Below are 15,510 nucleotides of genomic sequence, written 5' to 3'. Positions count from 1 at the left end.
GACACCCCCAGGCGACGTGTGGCGGCGCCACGGCTAAGCTCGCTCTGTGCCTTTTTCCACATGCCAATGATCGCCAGCCCTGTGTCCGAGGGCCCCGCCGCGCAGCTGCGCACAGGGGTCGTAGCTGCATCGCCCGTCTGGGTGCTGCTGCGCGGCATGTCCCGGGAAAGCGGTCATTGGGGCGTCTTTCCTGAGCACCTGCGGCACGAGTTGCAGGCGTTGAGGCCTGATGTGCGGGTGATCTCGCTGGATCTGCCTGGCACAGGCACCTTGCGGCGCCAGCCCAGTCCCACACAGGTGTCGGCCATCGTGGACGCCTGTCGCGCGCAATTGCAACGCCAGGGCGTCAGTGCGCCGGTGTCGGTGCTGGGCATGTCGCTCGGTGCAGCGGTATTGAGCGATTGGGCGAATCGCTATCCGGCGGAGGTCGATGCCGGGGTATTGATCAATCCCAGCTTGCGGCCGTTCAGCGAGCTGTTCCGCAAGTCGCGGCCGCTGAACTACCTGGGGTTGGCGCTGCTGTCACTGAGTCGTTTCGGCGCGCGCATGCGCGAGGAGCGTGTGTTGAGCCTGACGACGCGGCTGACGCCGCCACAGTCGGTCATCGACCGCTGGTTGGAACTGCAGCGTCAGCATCCGCTGGGGGTGCGCAACACGGTGCGCCAGTTGCTTGCCAGTGTGCGCTACCGGGCCAGCCGCACACGGCCTGCGGCGCCCATGCTGCTGCTCTGCAGCAAGGCGGACGGTCTGGTGGATTGGCGGTGCTCGCAGGCAATCAGCCGTGCTTGGGGTGCGCCGCTGCGCATGCATACCCGTGCAGGGCACGACCTGCCGCTGGACGATCCCTTGTGGGTGGCGCGTGCCATCGCCGACTGGATGCGCGATCGCAGCATTCAGGGTGTCGGGCCGGGCGAGTGGCACTGAGCGGCTGAGCCTTCGAGCCGTCATGCCGGCGGCGTGGCTCGGGCGTGGCGCGTACCGGTCGCCGGCAGCATCCGGAAATGCAAAAGGCCCGCCTAAGCGGGCCTTCTGCTTGCACCAGAGCTGGATTGGTTATCAGGCGGCGAGCGCCTTGATCTTGGCGGACAGGCGGCTCTTGTGACGAGCAGCCTTGTTCTTGTGGAAGATGCCCTTGTCGGCGACGGAGTCGATGACGGCTTGGGCGGTCTTGAACAGGTCGGCGGCCTTGGCCTTGTCGCCAGCCGTCACGGCCTTTTGCACGTTCTTGATGACCGTGCGGAATTTGGAGCGCAGCGCGGTGTTCGCGGCGTTGAGCTTGACGTCCTGGCGGGCGCGCTTGCGGCCCGATGCCAGGCGAACCGTCTTCTTCTTGGCTTTGGAGCTGGTTGCCATGCTGTATCTATACCCAGTTGGTGCAAAGACAGCGAGTATAGCGCGGTTTCATTGTTAAAGCCAAGTGTCGACGCGTAGTTTCGTCAGTTCTTGTGGCGACGACACAGATAATCCCGCGCCATGAATCTGCTGCGCGCCGCGTCAACCATCTCTTTGCTGACCCTGGCGTCGCGCATCACCGGCCTGGTACGCGAGACCATGGTGGCCGCCTTGTTTGGCGCGACCGCCATGACGGACGCGTTTCTCGTCGCGTTTCGGATTCCGAACCTGCTGCGACGCCTGTTTGCCGAAGGGGCGTTCTCGCAGGCCTTCGTGCCGCTGCTGGCGGCCACCCGCGCCACCGATGGGGAGGACGCCACCAAGCGTTTGATCGACGCTGTGGCCACGGTGTTGCTGTGGGCGCTGGTGGTGACGTCCGTCGTGGGTGTGCTGGGGGCGCCGGTGTTGGTGTGGATGCTGGGGGCCGGGCAGTCGCCCGAGGCGTTCGACGCGTCCGTCGTGATGACGCGCGTGATGTTCCCGTACATCGGCTGCATGTCGCTGGTGGCGCTGGCCGCGGGCATCCTGAACACCTGGAAGCGCTTCGTCGTGCCGGCGGCCACGCCGGTGCTGCTGAACCTGAGTGTCATCGCCGTCGGCTGGGCGCTGGCCGGGCCACTGGAGCGTGCCGGCCATCCGGGCATCTATGCGATGGCCATCGGCGTCATGCTGGGTGGTGTGCTGCAGTTGCTGGTGCAGTGGCCCGCACTGCGAGCGATCGGAGCGATGCCACGCATGCGGCTGAGTTGGCGCGGCCTGCGGGAGTCATGGGCTCATCCGGGCGTGGGCACCGTGCTCGTGAAGATGGGGCCGGCCTTGCTCGGCGTTGGCGTGGCGCAGTTGTCGTTGATGATCAACACACAGATCTCCACGCACATTGCTGCGGGCGCCACGTCGTGGCTCAACTACGCAGACCGGCTGATGGAGTTTCCGATCGGACTGCTTGGTGTCGCGCTGGGGGCTGTGCTGACGCCGCAGTTGTCGGCGGCTCAGGCCAAAGGCGAGGCGGAGCGCTACAGCCGGCTGCTGGATTGGGGCTTGCGCATGGTGCTGTTGCTGGCGCTGCCGTGTGCCGTCGCGTTGCTGCTGTTTGCTGAGCCGCTGACGGCCGTGCTCTACCACCGCGGCAAGTTCCTGCCGTCCGATGTGGCGCAGACGGCTCAGGCCGTGATGGGGTGGGGCGTGGGCTTGCTGGGTCTGGTGGCCATCAAGGTGCTGGCGCCAGGCTTCTATGCGCGGCAGGACACCGGCACGCCCGCCAAGATCGCGATCGCAGTGCTCGTCTTGACCCAGTTGTTCAATCTGGCGCTGGTGCCGTGGCTGGGCGTGGCGGGCCTGGCCTTGTCGATCGGCTTGGGCGCGCTGGTGAATGCCGGCTGGCTGCTGTTCGGGCTGCGGCGCCTGGGTGGCTACCGGCCGGAGCCCGGGTGGCTGGCCTTCGGGTTGCGCGTGGCGCTGGGCTGTGCGGCGATGGGCGCCCTGCAGTGGTGGCTGTCGACGCGGCTGGACTGGATCGCGCTCGGCGCGCATGAATGGCAGCGTGCATTGGTGATGGCAGCCAGCCTGGCGGGCAGTGCCGCCGTCTACTTCGGTGTGCTGGCACTTGCGGGCTTGCGCCCGCGCGCGCTGGGGCGGCCGGGCTGATGCGCTACGTTGCGCCCACGCCGCTGGACTACTTCGCCGCGCTGGTGGCGGAAGACAAGGGGCTGAACCTGCTGGAGGCTGCCATCAGCCTCGCGCAGGATGAATGCCCGACGCTGGACGTGCAGGCCGTGCTGGCCGAGGTGGATGGCCTGGCGCGCCGGCTGCGTGAGCGCCTGACGCCGCAGACCTCGCCACCCGAGCGCCTGCGCCAGTTGACGCGCTTCTTTCACGGTGAGCTGGGCTTTGCCGGCAACCTGAACAACTACTACGCGGCCGACAACAGCTTCATCCACCGGGTGCTGCAGACGCGTCGCGGCATTCCCATCACGCTGGCCGTGCTGTTGCTGGAGTTGGGTGAGCACGCCGGCCTGCGCATGGCGGGTGTGGCCTTCCCGGGGCATTTCCTCGTCAAGTGCCGCATGGGGCTGGGCGAGGTGGTGCTGGACCCCTTCACCGGCGACGCCTTGTCGCCCTCTCGGCTGGAAGAGCGGCTCGCCCTCTACCGCCAGGACAGCGGCTTGCCTCAGGACATGCCGGTGCCGCTGGAGTTCTTCCTACGTGCAGCGTCGCCGCGGCAGATTCTTGCGCGCATGCTGCGCAACCTGAAGGAGGTGCATCGTGCGGCGGGCGACTGGGTGCGCCTGCTGGCGATACAGCAACGCCTGGTTGTGTTGCTGCCCGATGAGGCCGCTGAGCGGCGTGACCGCGGCCTGGTGCTGGAGGCGCTGGGCGCGCAGGCCGCGGCTGCCGACGACCTGGATTTCTACCTCGCGCAGTGCCCCGACGCGCCCGACGCCGCGAGTCTGCGCGTGCGACTGGACCGGGCTGCCGGGCGGCGGCCTCCGCTTCAGTGACAATCCGCGCCCTCAAGTTTGCACCGTTGATGAGACAGCTGCCCCTCGCGCTGCTGGCGCCGCCCGCGCACAGCTTCGACAATTTTCTGCCCGGCGCCAACGCCGAGGCGCTGGCCTACCTGCTGGGCTTGCTGCCGGCAGACCCGCCCGTGCTGTTGTGGGGGCCGGCCGGCTCCGGCAAGACCCACCTGCTGCAGGCCTTGGCCGAGCGCTGGCAGGCCGCGGGTCAGCGCGTCGCCTGGTATGACGCCGACACGCCGCTGCCCTGGGAGCTTCCCGCGCACGAGAGCCTGCTGCTGCTGGACGACTGCCAGCGCTTCGATGCCGGCCAGCAGCATGCGGCCTTCGCGCTGTTTGTTCAGTCGGCGGGGCAGGGCTACACCGTTGTCGCGACGGCCGATGCGCCCGCTGTCGACCTGGCCGTGCGCGAAGACCTGCGCACCCGCCTCGGTTGGGGGCCCAGTTTCCAGCTGACGCCGCTCGGCGAGACCGAGATGCGCGCGGCCCTGCGCCGCGAGGCTGATCGCCGCGGGCTGCTGCTTGGCGACGAGGTGCTGAGCTATCTGCTGACCCGCTTCGAGCGCAATCTCAAGGGCTTGATGGCGCTGCTGGAGCGGCTCGACGAGTTCGCGCTGGCCAACAAGCGCGCGCTGACGGTGCCGTTGCTCAAGGCCATGCTGGCTGACGAGAAAATTGACTCTGACCCCACTTTATGAATCTCACGCTGTTCGATCTCGACGGGACGCTGATCCCGGTGGATTCCGACCATTCCTTCGGGGCCTTCATGGTCGACGTGGGGTGGGCAGACGGTGCGGCCTGGGGCGCGCGCAACGATGAGTTCTTCGCCCAGTACAACGCGGGCACGCTGAACCTGCCGGCCTATGTCGAGTTCGCCACCTCGGCCTGGCGCCATCGGCCTCTGGAAGAGGCGCTGGCGATGCGCGAGCGCTTCATGGCCGAGATCGGTGAGCCGGCGCTGCGGCCTGAGGCGCGGGCGCTCGTCGAGCGGCACCGCGCGGCCGGCGATCTGATCGCGCTGGTCACCGCCACCAACGAGTTCGTCACCGCGCCGTTCGCCCGGGCTTTCGGTATCGAGCACCTGATCGCCGTGCAGCTTGAGCGCGACGAGCAGGGGCGCTACACCGGCGCCATCCGGGGCGTGCCGAGCTTTCGCGAGGGCAAGATCGAGCGGGTGCAGGGCTGGCTCCAGGGGCTGGGGGCACAATGGCGCGATTTCGAGCGCGTGACCTTCTACAGCGACTCGACCAACGACCTTCCCCTGCTCGAACGTGTCAGCCACCCCGTGGCGACCAATCCCAGTGCGACGCTCGCCCGGATCGCCGGCGAGCGCGGCTGGCCTCAGCTGCAACTCTTCGCATGATCAAGAAGTTCATTGACAAGCTGCTCGGTAAGCCCGCAGCGGCCGCCGGCAAGACCAGCCCCCTCGGCAAGCGGGTGGAGATCCCGTCCGACGTCCACGGCATCGACCCCGAGCTGCTCGACGAGCGCGCGGTCAAGGTGGTCAAGACGCTGACGGATGCCGGCTTCGAGGCCTACATCGTCGGCGGCGCCGTGCGCGACCTGCTGCTGGGCGTGCGCCCCAAGGACTTCGACGTTGCCACCAACGCGACGCCCGAGCAGGTCAAGGGCCTGTTCCGCCGCGCCTTCATCATCGGCCGGCGCTTTCGCATCGTCCACGTCGTGTACGGCCGTGGGCGCGAGCACGAGGTCATCGAAGTCTCCACTTTCCGCGCACTGCCGACCGAGTCCGATGCCGTCGAGGGCAACGAGAAAACGTCTAAGCGCGAGCTCGAAGGCAAGTCCCACGCCGTGGACGCCAGTGGTCGCGTGCTGCGCGACAACGTCTGGGGGCCGCAGGTCGAAGATGCCGCCCGCCGCGACTTCACGGTCAACGCGATGTACTACGACCCGCAGCGCCGCCTCGTCGTGGACTACCACGGCGGCCTGGCCGACGCCCGCGCCAAGCTGCTGCGCATGATCGGCGACCCCGAGGCGCGCTACCGCGAAGACCCGGTGCGCATCGTGCGCGCCGTGCGCTTTGCGGCCAAGTTGGGCTTCACGCTGGAGCCCAAGACGCTGGCGCCGGTGAAGCAGTCCATCGCCCTGCTGCGCAACGTGCCGGCTTCGCGCCTCTTCGACGAGATGATCAAGCTGCTGCAGACCGGCCATTCACTGGCCAGCTTGGTGCAGTTGAAGAAGCTCGGCCTCGTGGGGCAGGGCGCAGGCGGTGTGTTTGCCGTGCTGGACGCCATGCTCAGTGACAGCGGCGATCTGCCGGACGGCGTGCGGGGCAAGTTCGTCCGCCAGGCCTTCGAGGACACCGACCGCCGCGTGCAGGAAGGTCGTGGCGTCAGCCCCAGCTTCATGCTGGCCTGCATGCTGTGGCATGAGGTGCTGGACCGTTGGACGCGCATCCGCAGCAGCGGCGAGCCGCCCGTGCCGGCGCTGGCGCAGGCCATCGACGCCGTGTTCGACGCGCGCATCGGCGATATCTCCGGGCGCGGCAAGCTGGCGGCGGACATGCGCGAGATCTGGATGATGCAGACGCGTTTCGAACGCCGCAGCGGCTCAGGCGTGTTCAGCCTCGTCGAGCAGCCGCGCTACCGCGCTGGGTTCGATTTCCTGCGCCTGCGCGCTGATGCCGGCGAGATCGATCCGGCCCTGGCCGACTGGTGGGAAGACTTCGCGCTGGGCAGTGATGATGACCGCCAGGCCTTGCTGGCCGATGCGCGCGCCGCGCAGCAACGCCAGCCGCGCGCCGTGCGTGCGCCGCGCGCCGAGTCGGCTGATGTTGCAGACGACACCGACGAGGCCGAAGCCGGCGAGTCGGTGGCCGAAGCGCCCGCGAAGAAGCGCCGCCGTCGCCGCCGCAAGCCGGCCGGAGGCGGCGAGGGCGCGGCCGCGCCGACGCCGGCCGCCGAGTGAGCTCGCGCGCCTACATCGGGCTGGGGGCCAACCTGGGCGCCGATCTGGCGCAGACGCTGGCCGATGCGGCCCGATGCCTGGCAGCGTTGCCCGGCACCCAACTGGTCGCCCTGTCCAGCGCCTGGCGCAGCGCGCCGGTGGAGGCTCTTGGGCCCGACTTCCTGAATGCCGTCGCTGCGCTGGACACCGAGCTGGCACCTTTGGACTTGCTGGATGCAGTGCAGGCCATTGAATTGGCTCACGGCCGCGAGCGACCCTATCGGAACGCGCCGCGCACGTTGGACCTGGACGTGCTGCTCTACGACGCGCAGGTGCTGGACACGCCGCGGCTGACCCTGCCGCATCCGCGCCTGCATGAGCGTGCCTTCGTGCTGCGGCCTCTGCTGGAGATCGCGCCCGAGTTGGCCGCGCTGGCGACCAGCGGTGACTGGCAGGCCCAGCGCATCGAATGCCTGGGGCCGCTGTCGATCTGAGCTGGAGTTCCGCTGATGTTCTCGACCATCGCCGGCTGGCAGACCGTGGGTCTGCTGCTGCTGTCCAACGTGTTCATGACCTTCGCCTGGTACGGACACCTGAAGGGCCTGGCGACCAAGCCGTGGTTCGTCGCGGCGCTGATCAGCTGGGGCATCGCGCTGTTCGAGTACCTGCTGCAGGTGCCGGCCAACCGCATCGGCCACGGCGCCGGCTTGTCGCTGGCGCAACTCAAGATCACGCAGGAGGTGATCACACTGGCGGTGTTCGTGCCCTTCAGCGTGTACTACATGGGGGAGCCGCTGAAGCTGGACTTTCTGTGGGCGGGCCTGTGCCTGCTAGGGGCTGTCTACTTCATTTTTCGGTCGGCGTGATGACGGTTTTGTGACAAGGGCCGCTAGACTGCGCGGCTTCCGAAAATCCGAGGTTGGCCATGTTCTTTGGCAAGTTGCTGCCCCGCGAGGGCAATTTTTTTGAGCTCTTCAACGAGCATGGCGCGTTCATCGCTGCGGGCGCACGCGCCTTCCAGAAGATGATCGAGAACTACACCGACACCGCGCTGCGTCAGCAGTACGCGGACGAGGTGGACAAGGCCGAACATGCGGCGGACCGCGTCACGGCCGAGGTGAACCGGCTGCTGCACCGTACCTTCATCACGCCCATCGACCGTGAGCAGATCCATGGCCTGATCAACGCGATGGACGACATCCTGGACCTGCTGCAGGACTCCTCGGAAACGCTGTCGCTGTACGACGTGCGCGCGGTGCCCGACCAGGTGCTGCAACTGGCCACGCTGTCGGTGCGCTGCTGCGAGCGCGTGCAGCACGCCGTCACGCTGCTGCCGCACCTGAGCCAGCCGGCCACGACCGAGGCGGCCATCAAGACCTGCGAGGAGATCGACCGCCTCGAGTCCGACGCCGACCGCGTCATGCGCGAGGCGATGTCGCGCCTGTTCCGAGAAGAGCCCGACGTGCGCGAGCTCATCAAGCTCAAGGCCATCTACGAACAGCTGGAGTCCATCTCCGACCGCTGCGAGGACGTCGCCAACCTCATCGAGGGCATCGTCCTCGAGAACTCCTGATCGGGGTCTCTGATGGCATCCGCTGAGATCGCCTTCTGGGTGGTGGCCCTGCTCGTCGTGCTGGCGCTGCTGTTCGACTTCATGAACGGCTTCCACGACGCGGCCAACTCCATCGCCACCGTCGTCTCCACCGGCGTGCTGAAGCCGCAGCAGGCCGTGCTGTTTGCCGCCTTCTTCAACGTCATCGCCGTTGCGTTCTTCCAGCTCAAGGTGGCGGCCACGATTGGCAAGGGCATTGTCGAGCCGGGCATCGTGGACCACCACGTCGTGTTCGGCGCGCTGATCGGCGCCATTGCGTGGAACACCATCACCTGGTGGTGGGGCATCCCGTCGAGCTCGTCGCACGCGCTGATCGGCGGCATCGTCGGCGCCGTGGTGGCCAAGGCCGGGCCGGATGCGCTGGTGGGCACGGGCATCTGGAAGACCGTGGCCTTCATCATCGTGTCGCCGACGCTGGGCTTCCTGCTGGGCTCGTTGCTGATGGTCATCGTCGCGTGGCTGTGCCGCGGCAAGTCGCCGTTGCGCATCGACGGCTGGTTCCGGCGCCTGCAACTGGTGTCGGCCGGGCTGTACAGCCTGGGCCACGGCGGCAACGATGCGCAGAAGACCATTGGCCTGATCTGGATGCTGCTGATCGCCGCCGGCATGGTGGCGGTGGGCGACAAGGCGCCGCCGGCCTGGGTGATCTGGTCCTGCTACATCGCCATCGGCCTGGGCACCATGTTTGGTGGCTGGCGCATCGTCAAGACCATGGGGCAGCGCATCACCAAGCTCAAGCCGGTCGGCGGCTTCTGCGCCGAGACCGGGGGGGCGATCACCTTGTTCCTGGCCACCGCCATGGGCATTCCGGTGTCAACGACGCACACCATCACCGGCGCCATCGTCGGCGTGGGCTCGGTGCAGCGCGCGTCGTCCGTGCGCTGGGGCGTGGCAGGCAGCATCGTCTGGGCATGGATCTTCACCATCCCCGCCGCCGCACTGATGGCGGCGATCTGCTACTGGGTCAGCTTCCTGCTTTACTGATCGACCTGGGACTCGAAGTAGCGCTGGGCGCTGAAGGCGATGGTCGCCATCAGCGTCGTGCCGCCGATGAACAGGCACAGCACGACGCCAATGACGGCCGGCCAGCCGCCCGCGCTGGCGGGCTGGCCCGCGTTGAAGCGCTCGTTCCAGCGTTCGTCGGGCGTGAGGCCATAGACGATGCCGCCGAGCAGTGCAGCGACCACACTGATGCCCAGCAGCGGGATCAGCACCCACGCTGCGCGGTCGTCCTGACCGAAGGCATTCATGCGCTGCAGTCCGGCGAGTCCGAGCAGAGTGGGCAGCGGGAATAGCCAGCCCCAACGGTCCTTCAGGCCGTGCAGGTAGAAGCGGTGAACTCCGAACACGCCCACCAGCAGCGCCAGCCAGGTGGCGATGGCTTTGTGCTTCACGTCGCCGCTCATTCGGGTGCCGTGGTGTCGCCCACGCTCAGCGTGCGCTGCATCAGCACGACGTCCAGCCAGCGGCCGAACTTCCAGCCGGCGCTCTTCAGCACGCCGGTGTGCTCAAAACCCAGCGCGGTGTGCACGCCGATGGAGCCGGCGTTGGCCGCGTCGCCGATGACGGCCAGCATCTGGCGCGCGCCCGCCGCTTCGCAGCGGGCGATCAGTTCCGCCAGCAGCAAACGGCCTACGCCTTGGCCCTGTGCGGCCGGGGCAAGATAGATGGAGTCCTCCACACAAAAGCGATAGGCGAGGCGAGGGCGGAAGTAGTTGGCGTAGGCGTAGCCAAGGATCTGGCCGTCACGCTCGGCCACCAGCCAGGGCAGCTGGCGGCTCAGCACCTCGGCACGGCGCCGGCCCATCTCCTCAACGGCTGGCACCTCGGTTTCGAAGGTGCCGGTGCCTTCCAGGACGGCTTGCGCGTAGATGGCCTGGATGGCGGGCAAATCGGCGTCGGTGCTGGGACGCAAGGTCAGGGGCGAGGTGGGGGCGGCTTGTGACATAGATGCTTGGGAACGAATGCAATCGAGTTTATAATGCGCGGTTTTGGCGCCGGTCGCAGTTCGATCAAACGAATCGCGGCGTATCTACGGAGCCTTCCCTGGCAGGGGTTTTCTGCCTTTTTCGACTTGCTCGCCCTGAGTGTCTCCTCGTGCGGTAGTCGCCCAATTTTTAGGAAACATCATGGTTGTCATTCGTCTGGCTCGCGGCGGTTCCAAGAAGCGCCCCTTCTACAACATCGTCGTCGCCAACAGCGCTCAGCGCCGTGACGGCCGCTTCATCGAGCGCGTCGGCTTCTACAACCCCATCGCCTCCGGCGCCGCTGAAAAGCTGCGTGTGGCGCAGGACCGCGTCAGCTACTGGATCGGTGTCGGCGCCCAGCTGTCGCCCACCGTGGCTCGCCTGGTTGACGACGCCAAGAAGGCGGCCGTCGCTGCCGCCTAAGCCAGCGTGGCAGGCAACAAGCCTCAGCAAGACGGCGCCTCGGCGCCGTTTTTTGCTTCTGCGGCCGGCTGGCCCGATGACCTCGTGCCGGTGGGCCGCATCCTGGACGCCTGGGGCATCAAGGGCGGCCTGAAGGTGCAGGCGTACTCGGCCGATGCCGATGCGCTGTTCAGTGCCAAGCGCTGGTACCTGAAGTCCACCGGCCCCAAGCCTGGGCAGCAGCAGCTGGCCGTGCGCTCGGTGCGAGAGCAGGGCGAGGGCATCGTCGCGACCGCTGAGGGCGTGGATGATCGCAACGCCGCCGAGGCGCTGCGCGGCCACGAGATCTACATCCCCCGCAGCGACTTCCCGCGCACGCCTGATGGTGAGTACTACTGGGTCGACCTGATCGGGCTGGACGTCGTCAACCGCGAGTCGCAGGCATTGGGCCGCGTCATCGGCCTCATCGACACCGGCCCGCATGCCGTGCTGCGCATCCTGCCGCCGGGCGTGGAAGAGCCGGCCAAGCCGGACCAGGAGCGCCTGATCCCGTTCGTGGGTGCCTTCATCGACGACGTGAACCTTGAGGCCAAGCGCATCACGGTCGACTGGGGTCTGGATTTCTGAGCTCATGCGCTTCGATGTCCTGACGATCTTTCCGGAGCTGTTCGCGCCGCATCTGACGCACGGCGTCACGCGGCGCGCCTTCGCGAGCCGTCAGGTTGATGTGCGCTTCTGGCCGCTGCGCGATTTCGCCGACGACAACTACCGCCGTGTCGATGACCGGCCCTACGGCGGTGGCCCCGGCATGGTCATGCTGGTGGAGCCGCTGGAGCGCGCCTTGGCCGCGGCCAAGGCGGATCGTGGTGAGGCGGCGCCAGCGGTCATCCACTTCACGCCCACCGGCCGGCGCATCGACCAGCCACTCGTACAGGAACTGGCCGCCGGCCCTGGCGCCATTCTGCTGTGCGGGCGCTACGAAGGCATCGACCAGCGTGTGCTTGACCGCCACGTGACGCTGGAGCTGAGCCTGGGCGACTTCGTGTTGTCTGGCGGCGAGCTGCCCGCGCTGGCGCTGCTGGACGCGGTCGCACGACTGCAGGACGGCGTGCTCGGCGATGCGCAATCGCACCAGCAGGACAGCTTCTCCGACGGCCTGCTGGACTGCCCGCACTACAGCCGCCCCGAGGTGCTGCCCGACGGCCGTGAGGTGCCGGCCGTGCTGATGTCCGGCCATCATGCCGATATCCGACGCTGGCGCCGCGAGCGTTCGCTGGCGCTGACGGCGGCGCGGCGGCCTGAACTGATCGCTGCAGCCCGTGCCGCGGGCCGGCTCAGCAAGGCCGACGAAGCCTTTCTGGCCAAGCTCTAGGCAAAACCCGCAAGCCGCGCTACACTAGCGGGCTGTCCGATCCTCTGGCGGGTCGAGTGGTGCAGGTGAGAGCCGGTGCTGCAAACATCCCGATAAATAGCGGTCCGCCAAGATCCCAGGAGTACAGATGAACCTGATCCAAACCCTCGAGCAAGAAGAAATTGCTCGCCTGAACAAGACCATCCCGGCCTTCGCCCCCGGCGACACCGTGATCGTCAGCGTGAACGTCGTTGAAGGCACCCGCAAGCGCGTGCAGGCTTACGAAGGCGTCGTGATTGCCAAGCGCAACCGCGGCCTGAACAGCAGCTTCATCGTTCGCAAGATCTCCAGCGGCGAAGGCGTGGAGCGTACGTTCCAGCTGTACAGCCCGCTGATCGCGTCGATCGAAGTTAAGCGCCGCGGTGACGTCCGCCGCGCCAAGCTGTACTACCTCCGCCAGCGTTCGGGCAAGTCGGCGCGTATCAAGGAAAAGCTGGCCTAATCAGCCGGTTCCTCACCGCCAAAGCCGCCTGGAGCTACGCTCTCGGCGGCTTTTGTTTTATCCGCTGCATGACCCGACCCGCCATCACCCAGCCGCAGCTCGTGCCAGTCACGAGCATCGACAGCCATCTGCCGGCCGTGCCGCCGGACGCGCTCACCCCCGACGCCCTGCGCGCCCGCCTGGCAGCGCAGGCGTCATGGACGCCCGAGCTTGCCGGCGACGGCGGTCGCTTTGCCGAGCGTGAGCCGGCCGGCGCAGCGGTGCTGGTGCCGCTGGTGCAGCGCGACGAGGGCCTCACACTGCTGCTGACCCGCCGCACCGACCACCTGCGTGACCATGCCGGCCAGATCAGCTTCCCCGGCGGTCGCGTCGAGCCCGAGGACGACGGCCCCATCGCCACCGCGCTGCGCGAGACCGAGGAAGAGATCGGTCTGCCGCGCGAGCACATCCACGTCATCGGCCAGTTGCCGGTGTATTCGACGGTGACGGCTTTCCAGGTCACGCCCGTCGTGGCGCTGGTCGAGCCCGGCTTCACGCTGGCGCTGGACGACTTCGAGGTGGCCGAGGCCTTCGAGGTGCCGCTGGCCTTTCTGATGAACCCGGCCCACCACCGCCATCACCGCTTCGAGTTTGGCGGCGTGGAACGGCGCTTCCTGTCCATGCCCTGGCAGGGGCCGGAGCGCGAGTACTTCATCTGGGGGGCGACGGCTGCGATGTTGCGCAACCTCTACCGACTGCTCGCAACGGCCTGAGGACGCCCTCGGCGCCACTATCATCCCGGCCCATGAATTTCTTCGCGGTGCTGCTGGCCCTGCTCTGTGAGCAACTCAAGCCCCTGAGGCACGGCAACGGTGTGCACCAGTCCGTCATCGGTTGGGTGCGCTGGACGGGCCGCAACTTCGATGCGGGTGGCGAACACCATGCCGTCATCGTCTGGACCATCACGGTGCTGGTGCCGGGCCTGCTGCTGACGTTGGCATATTGGGGCTTGAGCCACTTCAGCCTGCTGCTCGCGCTGGCGCTGAATGTGCTGGTGCTCTATCTGACGCTGGGCTTCCGCCAGTTCAGCCACTACTTCACCGACATCCGCGATGCGCTGGAGCGTGGCGACGACCTGACCGCCCGCCAGCTGCTGGCCGACTGGCGCCACCTGGACGCCAGCGAGCTGCCGCGCACGGAGCTGATCCGCCATGTCATCGAGCACTCGCTGCTGGCCGCGCATCGCCACGTGTTCGGCGTGTTCTTCTGGTTCATCGTCTTTTCCACGCTGGGCCTGGGGCCGGCGGGAGCGCTGATCTACCGCATGGCGGAGTTCGCCAGCCGCTACTGGGCCTTCAAGAGCCGCACGCTGGACGCACCCGCCAACCCGCGCCTGCTGGCGCTGTCGCGCCAGGCCTTCATGGTCATCGACCACGTGCCCGCGCGGCTGACGGCGGCGGGCTTCGCCATCGTGGGCAACTTCGAGGAGGCGGTGAACGCGTGGCGGCGTGATGCCAGCCTGTGGATGCATGCCAACGAAGGCATCATCCTCGCGTCCGCCGCGGGCGCCGTGGGCCTGCAACTGGGCGGTGCGGCGGCACCCGGCATCACGCCGGACCGCAGCCGCACCTTCGACGCCGGCTCGGAGCCCTCGGCCACCGGCGCCGCCGGTTCCACGGCCGGCGCGCCGCCGCAGTTGGCCCACCTGCAGAGCGTGGTCGGCCTGGTGTGGCGGTCCGTGGTGCTGTGGATGCTGTTGCTGGCCTTGTTGACGCTGGCCAATCTCGTCGGCTGAGGCGCGTCGTCGCCCCTCATCGCGGCGCCGGCCGTCGCGACATCTCCTTGCAAGCCTCTCATGATCCTTCCTGAACTGCCCGCGCTGGCCGACGCCGGGCTGGCTGCCCGCGTGCAGCACGCCATCGACCACAAGACCAAGCCGCTCGGGGCGCTGGGCCGCATCGAGGCGCTGGCCCTGCAGCTGGCGCTGATCCAGGGCGTGGAACGACCGCAGCTCCATGCGCCGCAACTGGTGGTCTACGCGGCCGACCATGGCCTGTCGCGCCGCGGCGTCTCGGCCTATCCGCGCGAGGTCACGCCGCAGATGGTGGCCAACATGCTGGCCGGTGGCGCCGCCGTGTCGGTGCTGGCGCATCAGCAGGGGCTGGCGTTGACGATCGTGGATTGCGGCGTCGATGCGCGGCTGGCGGACGGCGCGGTGGACCTGCGCATCGCCGCTGGCACAGCCGACGCCAGTGCCGGCCCGGCCATGTCCATCGTGCAGGCCGAGCAGGCGGTGCGCAATGGCAGTGCCTTTGTCGAGCGCCTGCCGGGCAATGCGCTGCTGCTGGGCGAAATGGGCATCGGCAACACCTCGTCGGCCAGCCTGCTGATGCAACGGCTGACCGGCCTGCCGCTGGCCGACTGCGTGGGCCGGGGCACGGGCGTGGACGACGCCGGCCTGGCGCGCAAGCAGGCGGTGCTGCAGCAGGCGCTGGCTGCCAACGCGGGCGCGCAGGCGCCGCTGGAGATCGCGGCGGCGCTGGGCGGGTTCGAGATCCTCACGATGGCCGGCAGCGTCATCGCTGCCGCCGCGCAGCGCCGCGTCGTGCTGGTGGACGGCTTCATCACGACGGCCGCTGTCGCCGTGGCCGAGGCGCTGCGCCCTGGGGTGCTGGCGGCCTGTGTGTTCGCGCACCGCTCGGCCGAAGGCCCGCATGTGCGCTGGCTGCAGCGACTGGGCGTGCAGGCCCTGCTGGATCTGGACCTGCGCCTGGGCGAGGGCAGTGGCGCTGCGCTGGCCTGGCCGCTGCTGCCGGCGGCCTGCGCGTTGCTGGCCGACATGGCCAGCTTCGACAGCGCCGGCGTCAGCAACAAGGGCTGAG

The 15,510-nt window shown here is 68.1% G+C and carries 20 protein-coding genes; 17 read left to right on the top strand and 3 right to left on the bottom strand.

Annotation, left to right across the window (positions count from 1 at the left end; all coding sequences use genetic code 11):
* Window positions 1-66 precede the first annotated feature (66 nt).
* The gene (locus tag NYO99_RS05695; protein WP_268166118.1) at window positions 67-924 is read left to right on the top strand and encodes an alpha/beta fold hydrolase; all 858 of its coding nucleotides are present in this window, start codon (window positions 67-69) and stop codon (window positions 922-924) included.
* Between the two features lie 132 nt (window positions 925-1,056).
* Here the strand turns inward: NYO99_RS05695 and rpsT are convergent, their stop codons facing one another.
* Window positions 1,057-1,353 carry a 30S ribosomal protein S20 gene (gene rpsT / locus NYO99_RS05690; RefSeq protein WP_268166117.1) on the bottom strand — a complete coding sequence of 99 codons (297 nt, stop codon included), beginning with the start codon at window positions 1,351-1,353 and terminating at the stop codon, window positions 1,057-1,059.
* Window positions 1,354-1,473: 120 nt separating this feature from the next.
* Here rpsT and murJ point away from each other — a divergent pair, with 120 nt between their 5' ends.
* From murJ to NYO99_RS05645, 9 genes are read left to right on the top strand one after another with little or no spacing between them, the layout of a single operon-like run.
* Complete coding sequence (gene murJ, locus NYO99_RS05685; protein ID WP_268166116.1) at window positions 1,474-3,036, top strand: murein biosynthesis integral membrane protein MurJ; 1,563 nt, start codon at window positions 1,474-1,476, stop codon at window positions 3,034-3,036.
* Window positions 3,036-3,890, top strand: a complete 855-nt coding sequence (locus NYO99_RS05680; RefSeq protein WP_268166115.1) for a SirB1 family protein — start codon at window positions 3,036-3,038, stop codon at window positions 3,888-3,890. The genes murJ and NYO99_RS05680 overlap by 1 nt, the downstream gene beginning before the upstream one ends.
* 29 nt (window positions 3,891-3,919) lie before the next feature.
* The gene (gene hda / locus NYO99_RS05675; RefSeq protein WP_268166114.1) at window positions 3,920-4,606 is read left to right on the top strand and encodes a DnaA regulatory inactivator Hda; all 687 of its coding nucleotides are present in this window, start codon (window positions 3,920-3,922) and stop codon (window positions 4,604-4,606) included.
* The gene (locus NYO99_RS05670; protein ID WP_268166113.1) at window positions 4,603-5,271 is read left to right on the top strand and encodes an HAD family hydrolase; all 669 of its coding nucleotides are present in this window, start codon (window positions 4,603-4,605) and stop codon (window positions 5,269-5,271) included. Before hda ends, NYO99_RS05670 begins: the two co-directional genes overlap by 4 nt.
* The gene (gene pcnB / locus NYO99_RS05665) at window positions 5,268-6,836 is read left to right on the top strand and encodes a polynucleotide adenylyltransferase PcnB (protein WP_268166112.1); all 1,569 of its coding nucleotides are present in this window, start codon (window positions 5,268-5,270) and stop codon (window positions 6,834-6,836) included. The genes NYO99_RS05670 and pcnB overlap by 4 nt, the downstream gene beginning before the upstream one ends.
* Window positions 6,833-7,309: a 2-amino-4-hydroxy-6-hydroxymethyldihydropteridine diphosphokinase gene (gene folK / locus NYO99_RS05660; RefSeq protein ID WP_268166111.1), complete on the top strand. Its 477-nt coding sequence runs from the start codon at window positions 6,833-6,835 to the stop codon at window positions 7,307-7,309. The genes pcnB and folK overlap by 4 nt, the downstream gene beginning before the upstream one ends.
* A 15-nt stretch (window positions 7,310-7,324) precedes the next feature.
* Window positions 7,325-7,681 (top strand): DMT family protein, encoded by a 357-nt coding sequence (locus NYO99_RS05655; protein WP_268166110.1) that lies wholly within the window; start codon window positions 7,325-7,327, stop codon window positions 7,679-7,681.
* A gap of 59 nt (window positions 7,682-7,740) precedes the next feature.
* Window positions 7,741-8,388, top strand: coding sequence for a DUF47 domain-containing protein (locus NYO99_RS05650; RefSeq protein WP_268166109.1), 648 nt, complete (start codon window positions 7,741-7,743; stop codon window positions 8,386-8,388).
* Between the two features lie 12 nt (window positions 8,389-8,400).
* Window positions 8,401-9,411 (top strand): inorganic phosphate transporter, encoded by a 1,011-nt coding sequence (locus NYO99_RS05645; protein ID WP_268166108.1) that lies wholly within the window; start codon window positions 8,401-8,403, stop codon window positions 9,409-9,411.
* Here the strand turns inward: NYO99_RS05645 and NYO99_RS05640 are convergent.
* Both NYO99_RS05640 and NYO99_RS05635 read right to left on the bottom strand, forming a co-directional pair.
* Window positions 9,405-9,821, bottom strand: coding sequence for an NINE protein (locus NYO99_RS05640; protein ID WP_268166107.1), 417 nt, complete (start codon window positions 9,819-9,821; stop codon window positions 9,405-9,407). The two genes, NYO99_RS05645 and NYO99_RS05640, sit on opposite strands and share 7 nt — an antisense overlap.
* Before the next feature lie 8 nt (window positions 9,822-9,829).
* Window positions 9,830-10,375 carry a GNAT family N-acetyltransferase gene (locus tag NYO99_RS05635; protein WP_268166106.1) on the bottom strand — a complete coding sequence of 182 codons (546 nt, stop codon included), beginning with the start codon at window positions 10,373-10,375 and terminating at the stop codon, window positions 9,830-9,832.
* Window positions 10,376-10,556: 181 nt separating this feature from the next.
* Here NYO99_RS05635 and rpsP point away from each other — a divergent pair, with 181 nt between their 5' ends.
* The 7 genes from rpsP to cobT all read left to right on the top strand — a co-directional run bounded on the left by rpsP (window position 10,557) and on the right by cobT (window position 15,509).
* Window positions 10,557-10,817 carry a 30S ribosomal protein S16 gene (rpsP, locus tag NYO99_RS05630; RefSeq protein WP_268166105.1) on the top strand — a complete coding sequence of 87 codons (261 nt, stop codon included), beginning with the start codon at window positions 10,557-10,559 and terminating at the stop codon, window positions 10,815-10,817.
* Window positions 10,818-10,823: 6 nt separating this feature from the next.
* On the top strand, window positions 10,824-11,423 hold the full coding sequence (rimM, locus tag NYO99_RS05625) for a ribosome maturation factor RimM (RefSeq protein WP_268166104.1): 600 nt from the start codon (window positions 10,824-10,826) through the stop codon (window positions 11,421-11,423).
* Between the two features lie 4 nt (window positions 11,424-11,427).
* Entirely contained in the window at window positions 11,428-12,168 is a 741-nt protein-coding gene (gene trmD / locus NYO99_RS05620; RefSeq protein ID WP_268166103.1) for a tRNA (guanosine(37)-N1)-methyltransferase TrmD, read from the top strand.
* A gap of 127 nt (window positions 12,169-12,295) precedes the next feature.
* Complete coding sequence (gene rplS / locus NYO99_RS05615) at window positions 12,296-12,649, top strand: 50S ribosomal protein L19 (RefSeq protein WP_133604921.1); 354 nt, start codon at window positions 12,296-12,298, stop codon at window positions 12,647-12,649.
* Window positions 12,650-12,717: 68 nt separating this feature from the next.
* Entirely contained in the window at window positions 12,718-13,401 is a 684-nt protein-coding gene (locus tag NYO99_RS05610; protein WP_268166102.1) for a CoA pyrophosphatase, read from the top strand.
* 32 nt (window positions 13,402-13,433) lie between these two features.
* Complete coding sequence (locus NYO99_RS05605) at window positions 13,434-14,423, top strand: CobD/CbiB family protein (RefSeq protein ID WP_268166101.1); 990 nt, start codon at window positions 13,434-13,436, stop codon at window positions 14,421-14,423.
* A gap of 60 nt (window positions 14,424-14,483) precedes the next feature.
* Window positions 14,484-15,509, top strand: a complete 1,026-nt coding sequence (gene cobT, locus NYO99_RS05600) for a nicotinate-nucleotide--dimethylbenzimidazole phosphoribosyltransferase (RefSeq protein ID WP_268166100.1) — start codon at window positions 14,484-14,486, stop codon at window positions 15,507-15,509.
* Window position 15,510: the final 1 nt, after the last annotated feature.

This window comes from Roseateles hydrophilus, from assembly GCF_026712245.1.
Classification (GTDB): Bacteria; Pseudomonadota; Gammaproteobacteria; order Burkholderiales; family Burkholderiaceae_C; genus Pelomonas; species Pelomonas hydrophilus.
Note: the sequence above shows the minus strand (reverse complement) of the source record. Positions and strands in the feature narration are given on the sequence as shown.

Coding starts and splice junctions, on each gene's coding strand:
- rpsT (WP_268166117.1), bottom strand. CDS start 1,353: ATGGCAACCAGCTCCAAAGCCAAGAAGAAGACGGTTCGCCTGGCATCG.
- NYO99_RS05655 (WP_268166110.1), top strand. CDS start 7,325: ATGTTCTCGACCATCGCCGGCTGGCAGACCGTGGGTCTGCTGCTGCTG.
- NYO99_RS05680 (WP_268166115.1), top strand. CDS start 3,036: ATGCGCTACGTTGCGCCCACGCCGCTGGACTACTTCGCCGCGCTGGTG.
- hda (WP_268166114.1), top strand. CDS start 3,920: ATGAGACAGCTGCCCCTCGCGCTGCTGGCGCCGCCCGCGCACAGCTTC.
- NYO99_RS05650 (WP_268166109.1), top strand. CDS start 7,741: ATGTTCTTTGGCAAGTTGCTGCCCCGCGAGGGCAATTTTTTTGAGCTC.
- NYO99_RS05635 (WP_268166106.1), bottom strand. CDS start 10,375: ATGTCACAAGCCGCCCCCACCTCGCCCCTGACCTTGCGTCCCAGCACC.
- murJ (WP_268166116.1), top strand. CDS start 1,474: ATGAATCTGCTGCGCGCCGCGTCAACCATCTCTTTGCTGACCCTGGCG.
- cobT (WP_268166100.1), top strand. CDS start 14,484: ATGATCCTTCCTGAACTGCCCGCGCTGGCCGACGCCGGGCTGGCTGCC.
- trmD (WP_268166103.1), top strand. CDS start 11,428: ATGCGCTTCGATGTCCTGACGATCTTTCCGGAGCTGTTCGCGCCGCAT.
- NYO99_RS05695 (WP_268166118.1), top strand. CDS start 67: ATGATCGCCAGCCCTGTGTCCGAGGGCCCCGCCGCGCAGCTGCGCACA.
- NYO99_RS05610 (WP_268166102.1), top strand. CDS start 12,718: ATGACCCGACCCGCCATCACCCAGCCGCAGCTCGTGCCAGTCACGAGC.
- rpsP (WP_268166105.1), top strand. CDS start 10,557: ATGGTTGTCATTCGTCTGGCTCGCGGCGGTTCCAAGAAGCGCCCCTTC.
- pcnB (WP_268166112.1), top strand. CDS start 5,268: ATGATCAAGAAGTTCATTGACAAGCTGCTCGGTAAGCCCGCAGCGGCC.
- NYO99_RS05605 (WP_268166101.1), top strand. CDS start 13,434: ATGAATTTCTTCGCGGTGCTGCTGGCCCTGCTCTGTGAGCAACTCAAG.
- rplS (WP_133604921.1), top strand. CDS start 12,296: ATGAACCTGATCCAAACCCTCGAGCAAGAAGAAATTGCTCGCCTGAAC.
- NYO99_RS05670 (WP_268166113.1), top strand. CDS start 4,603: ATGAATCTCACGCTGTTCGATCTCGACGGGACGCTGATCCCGGTGGAT.
- NYO99_RS05645 (WP_268166108.1), top strand. CDS start 8,401: ATGGCATCCGCTGAGATCGCCTTCTGGGTGGTGGCCCTGCTCGTCGTG.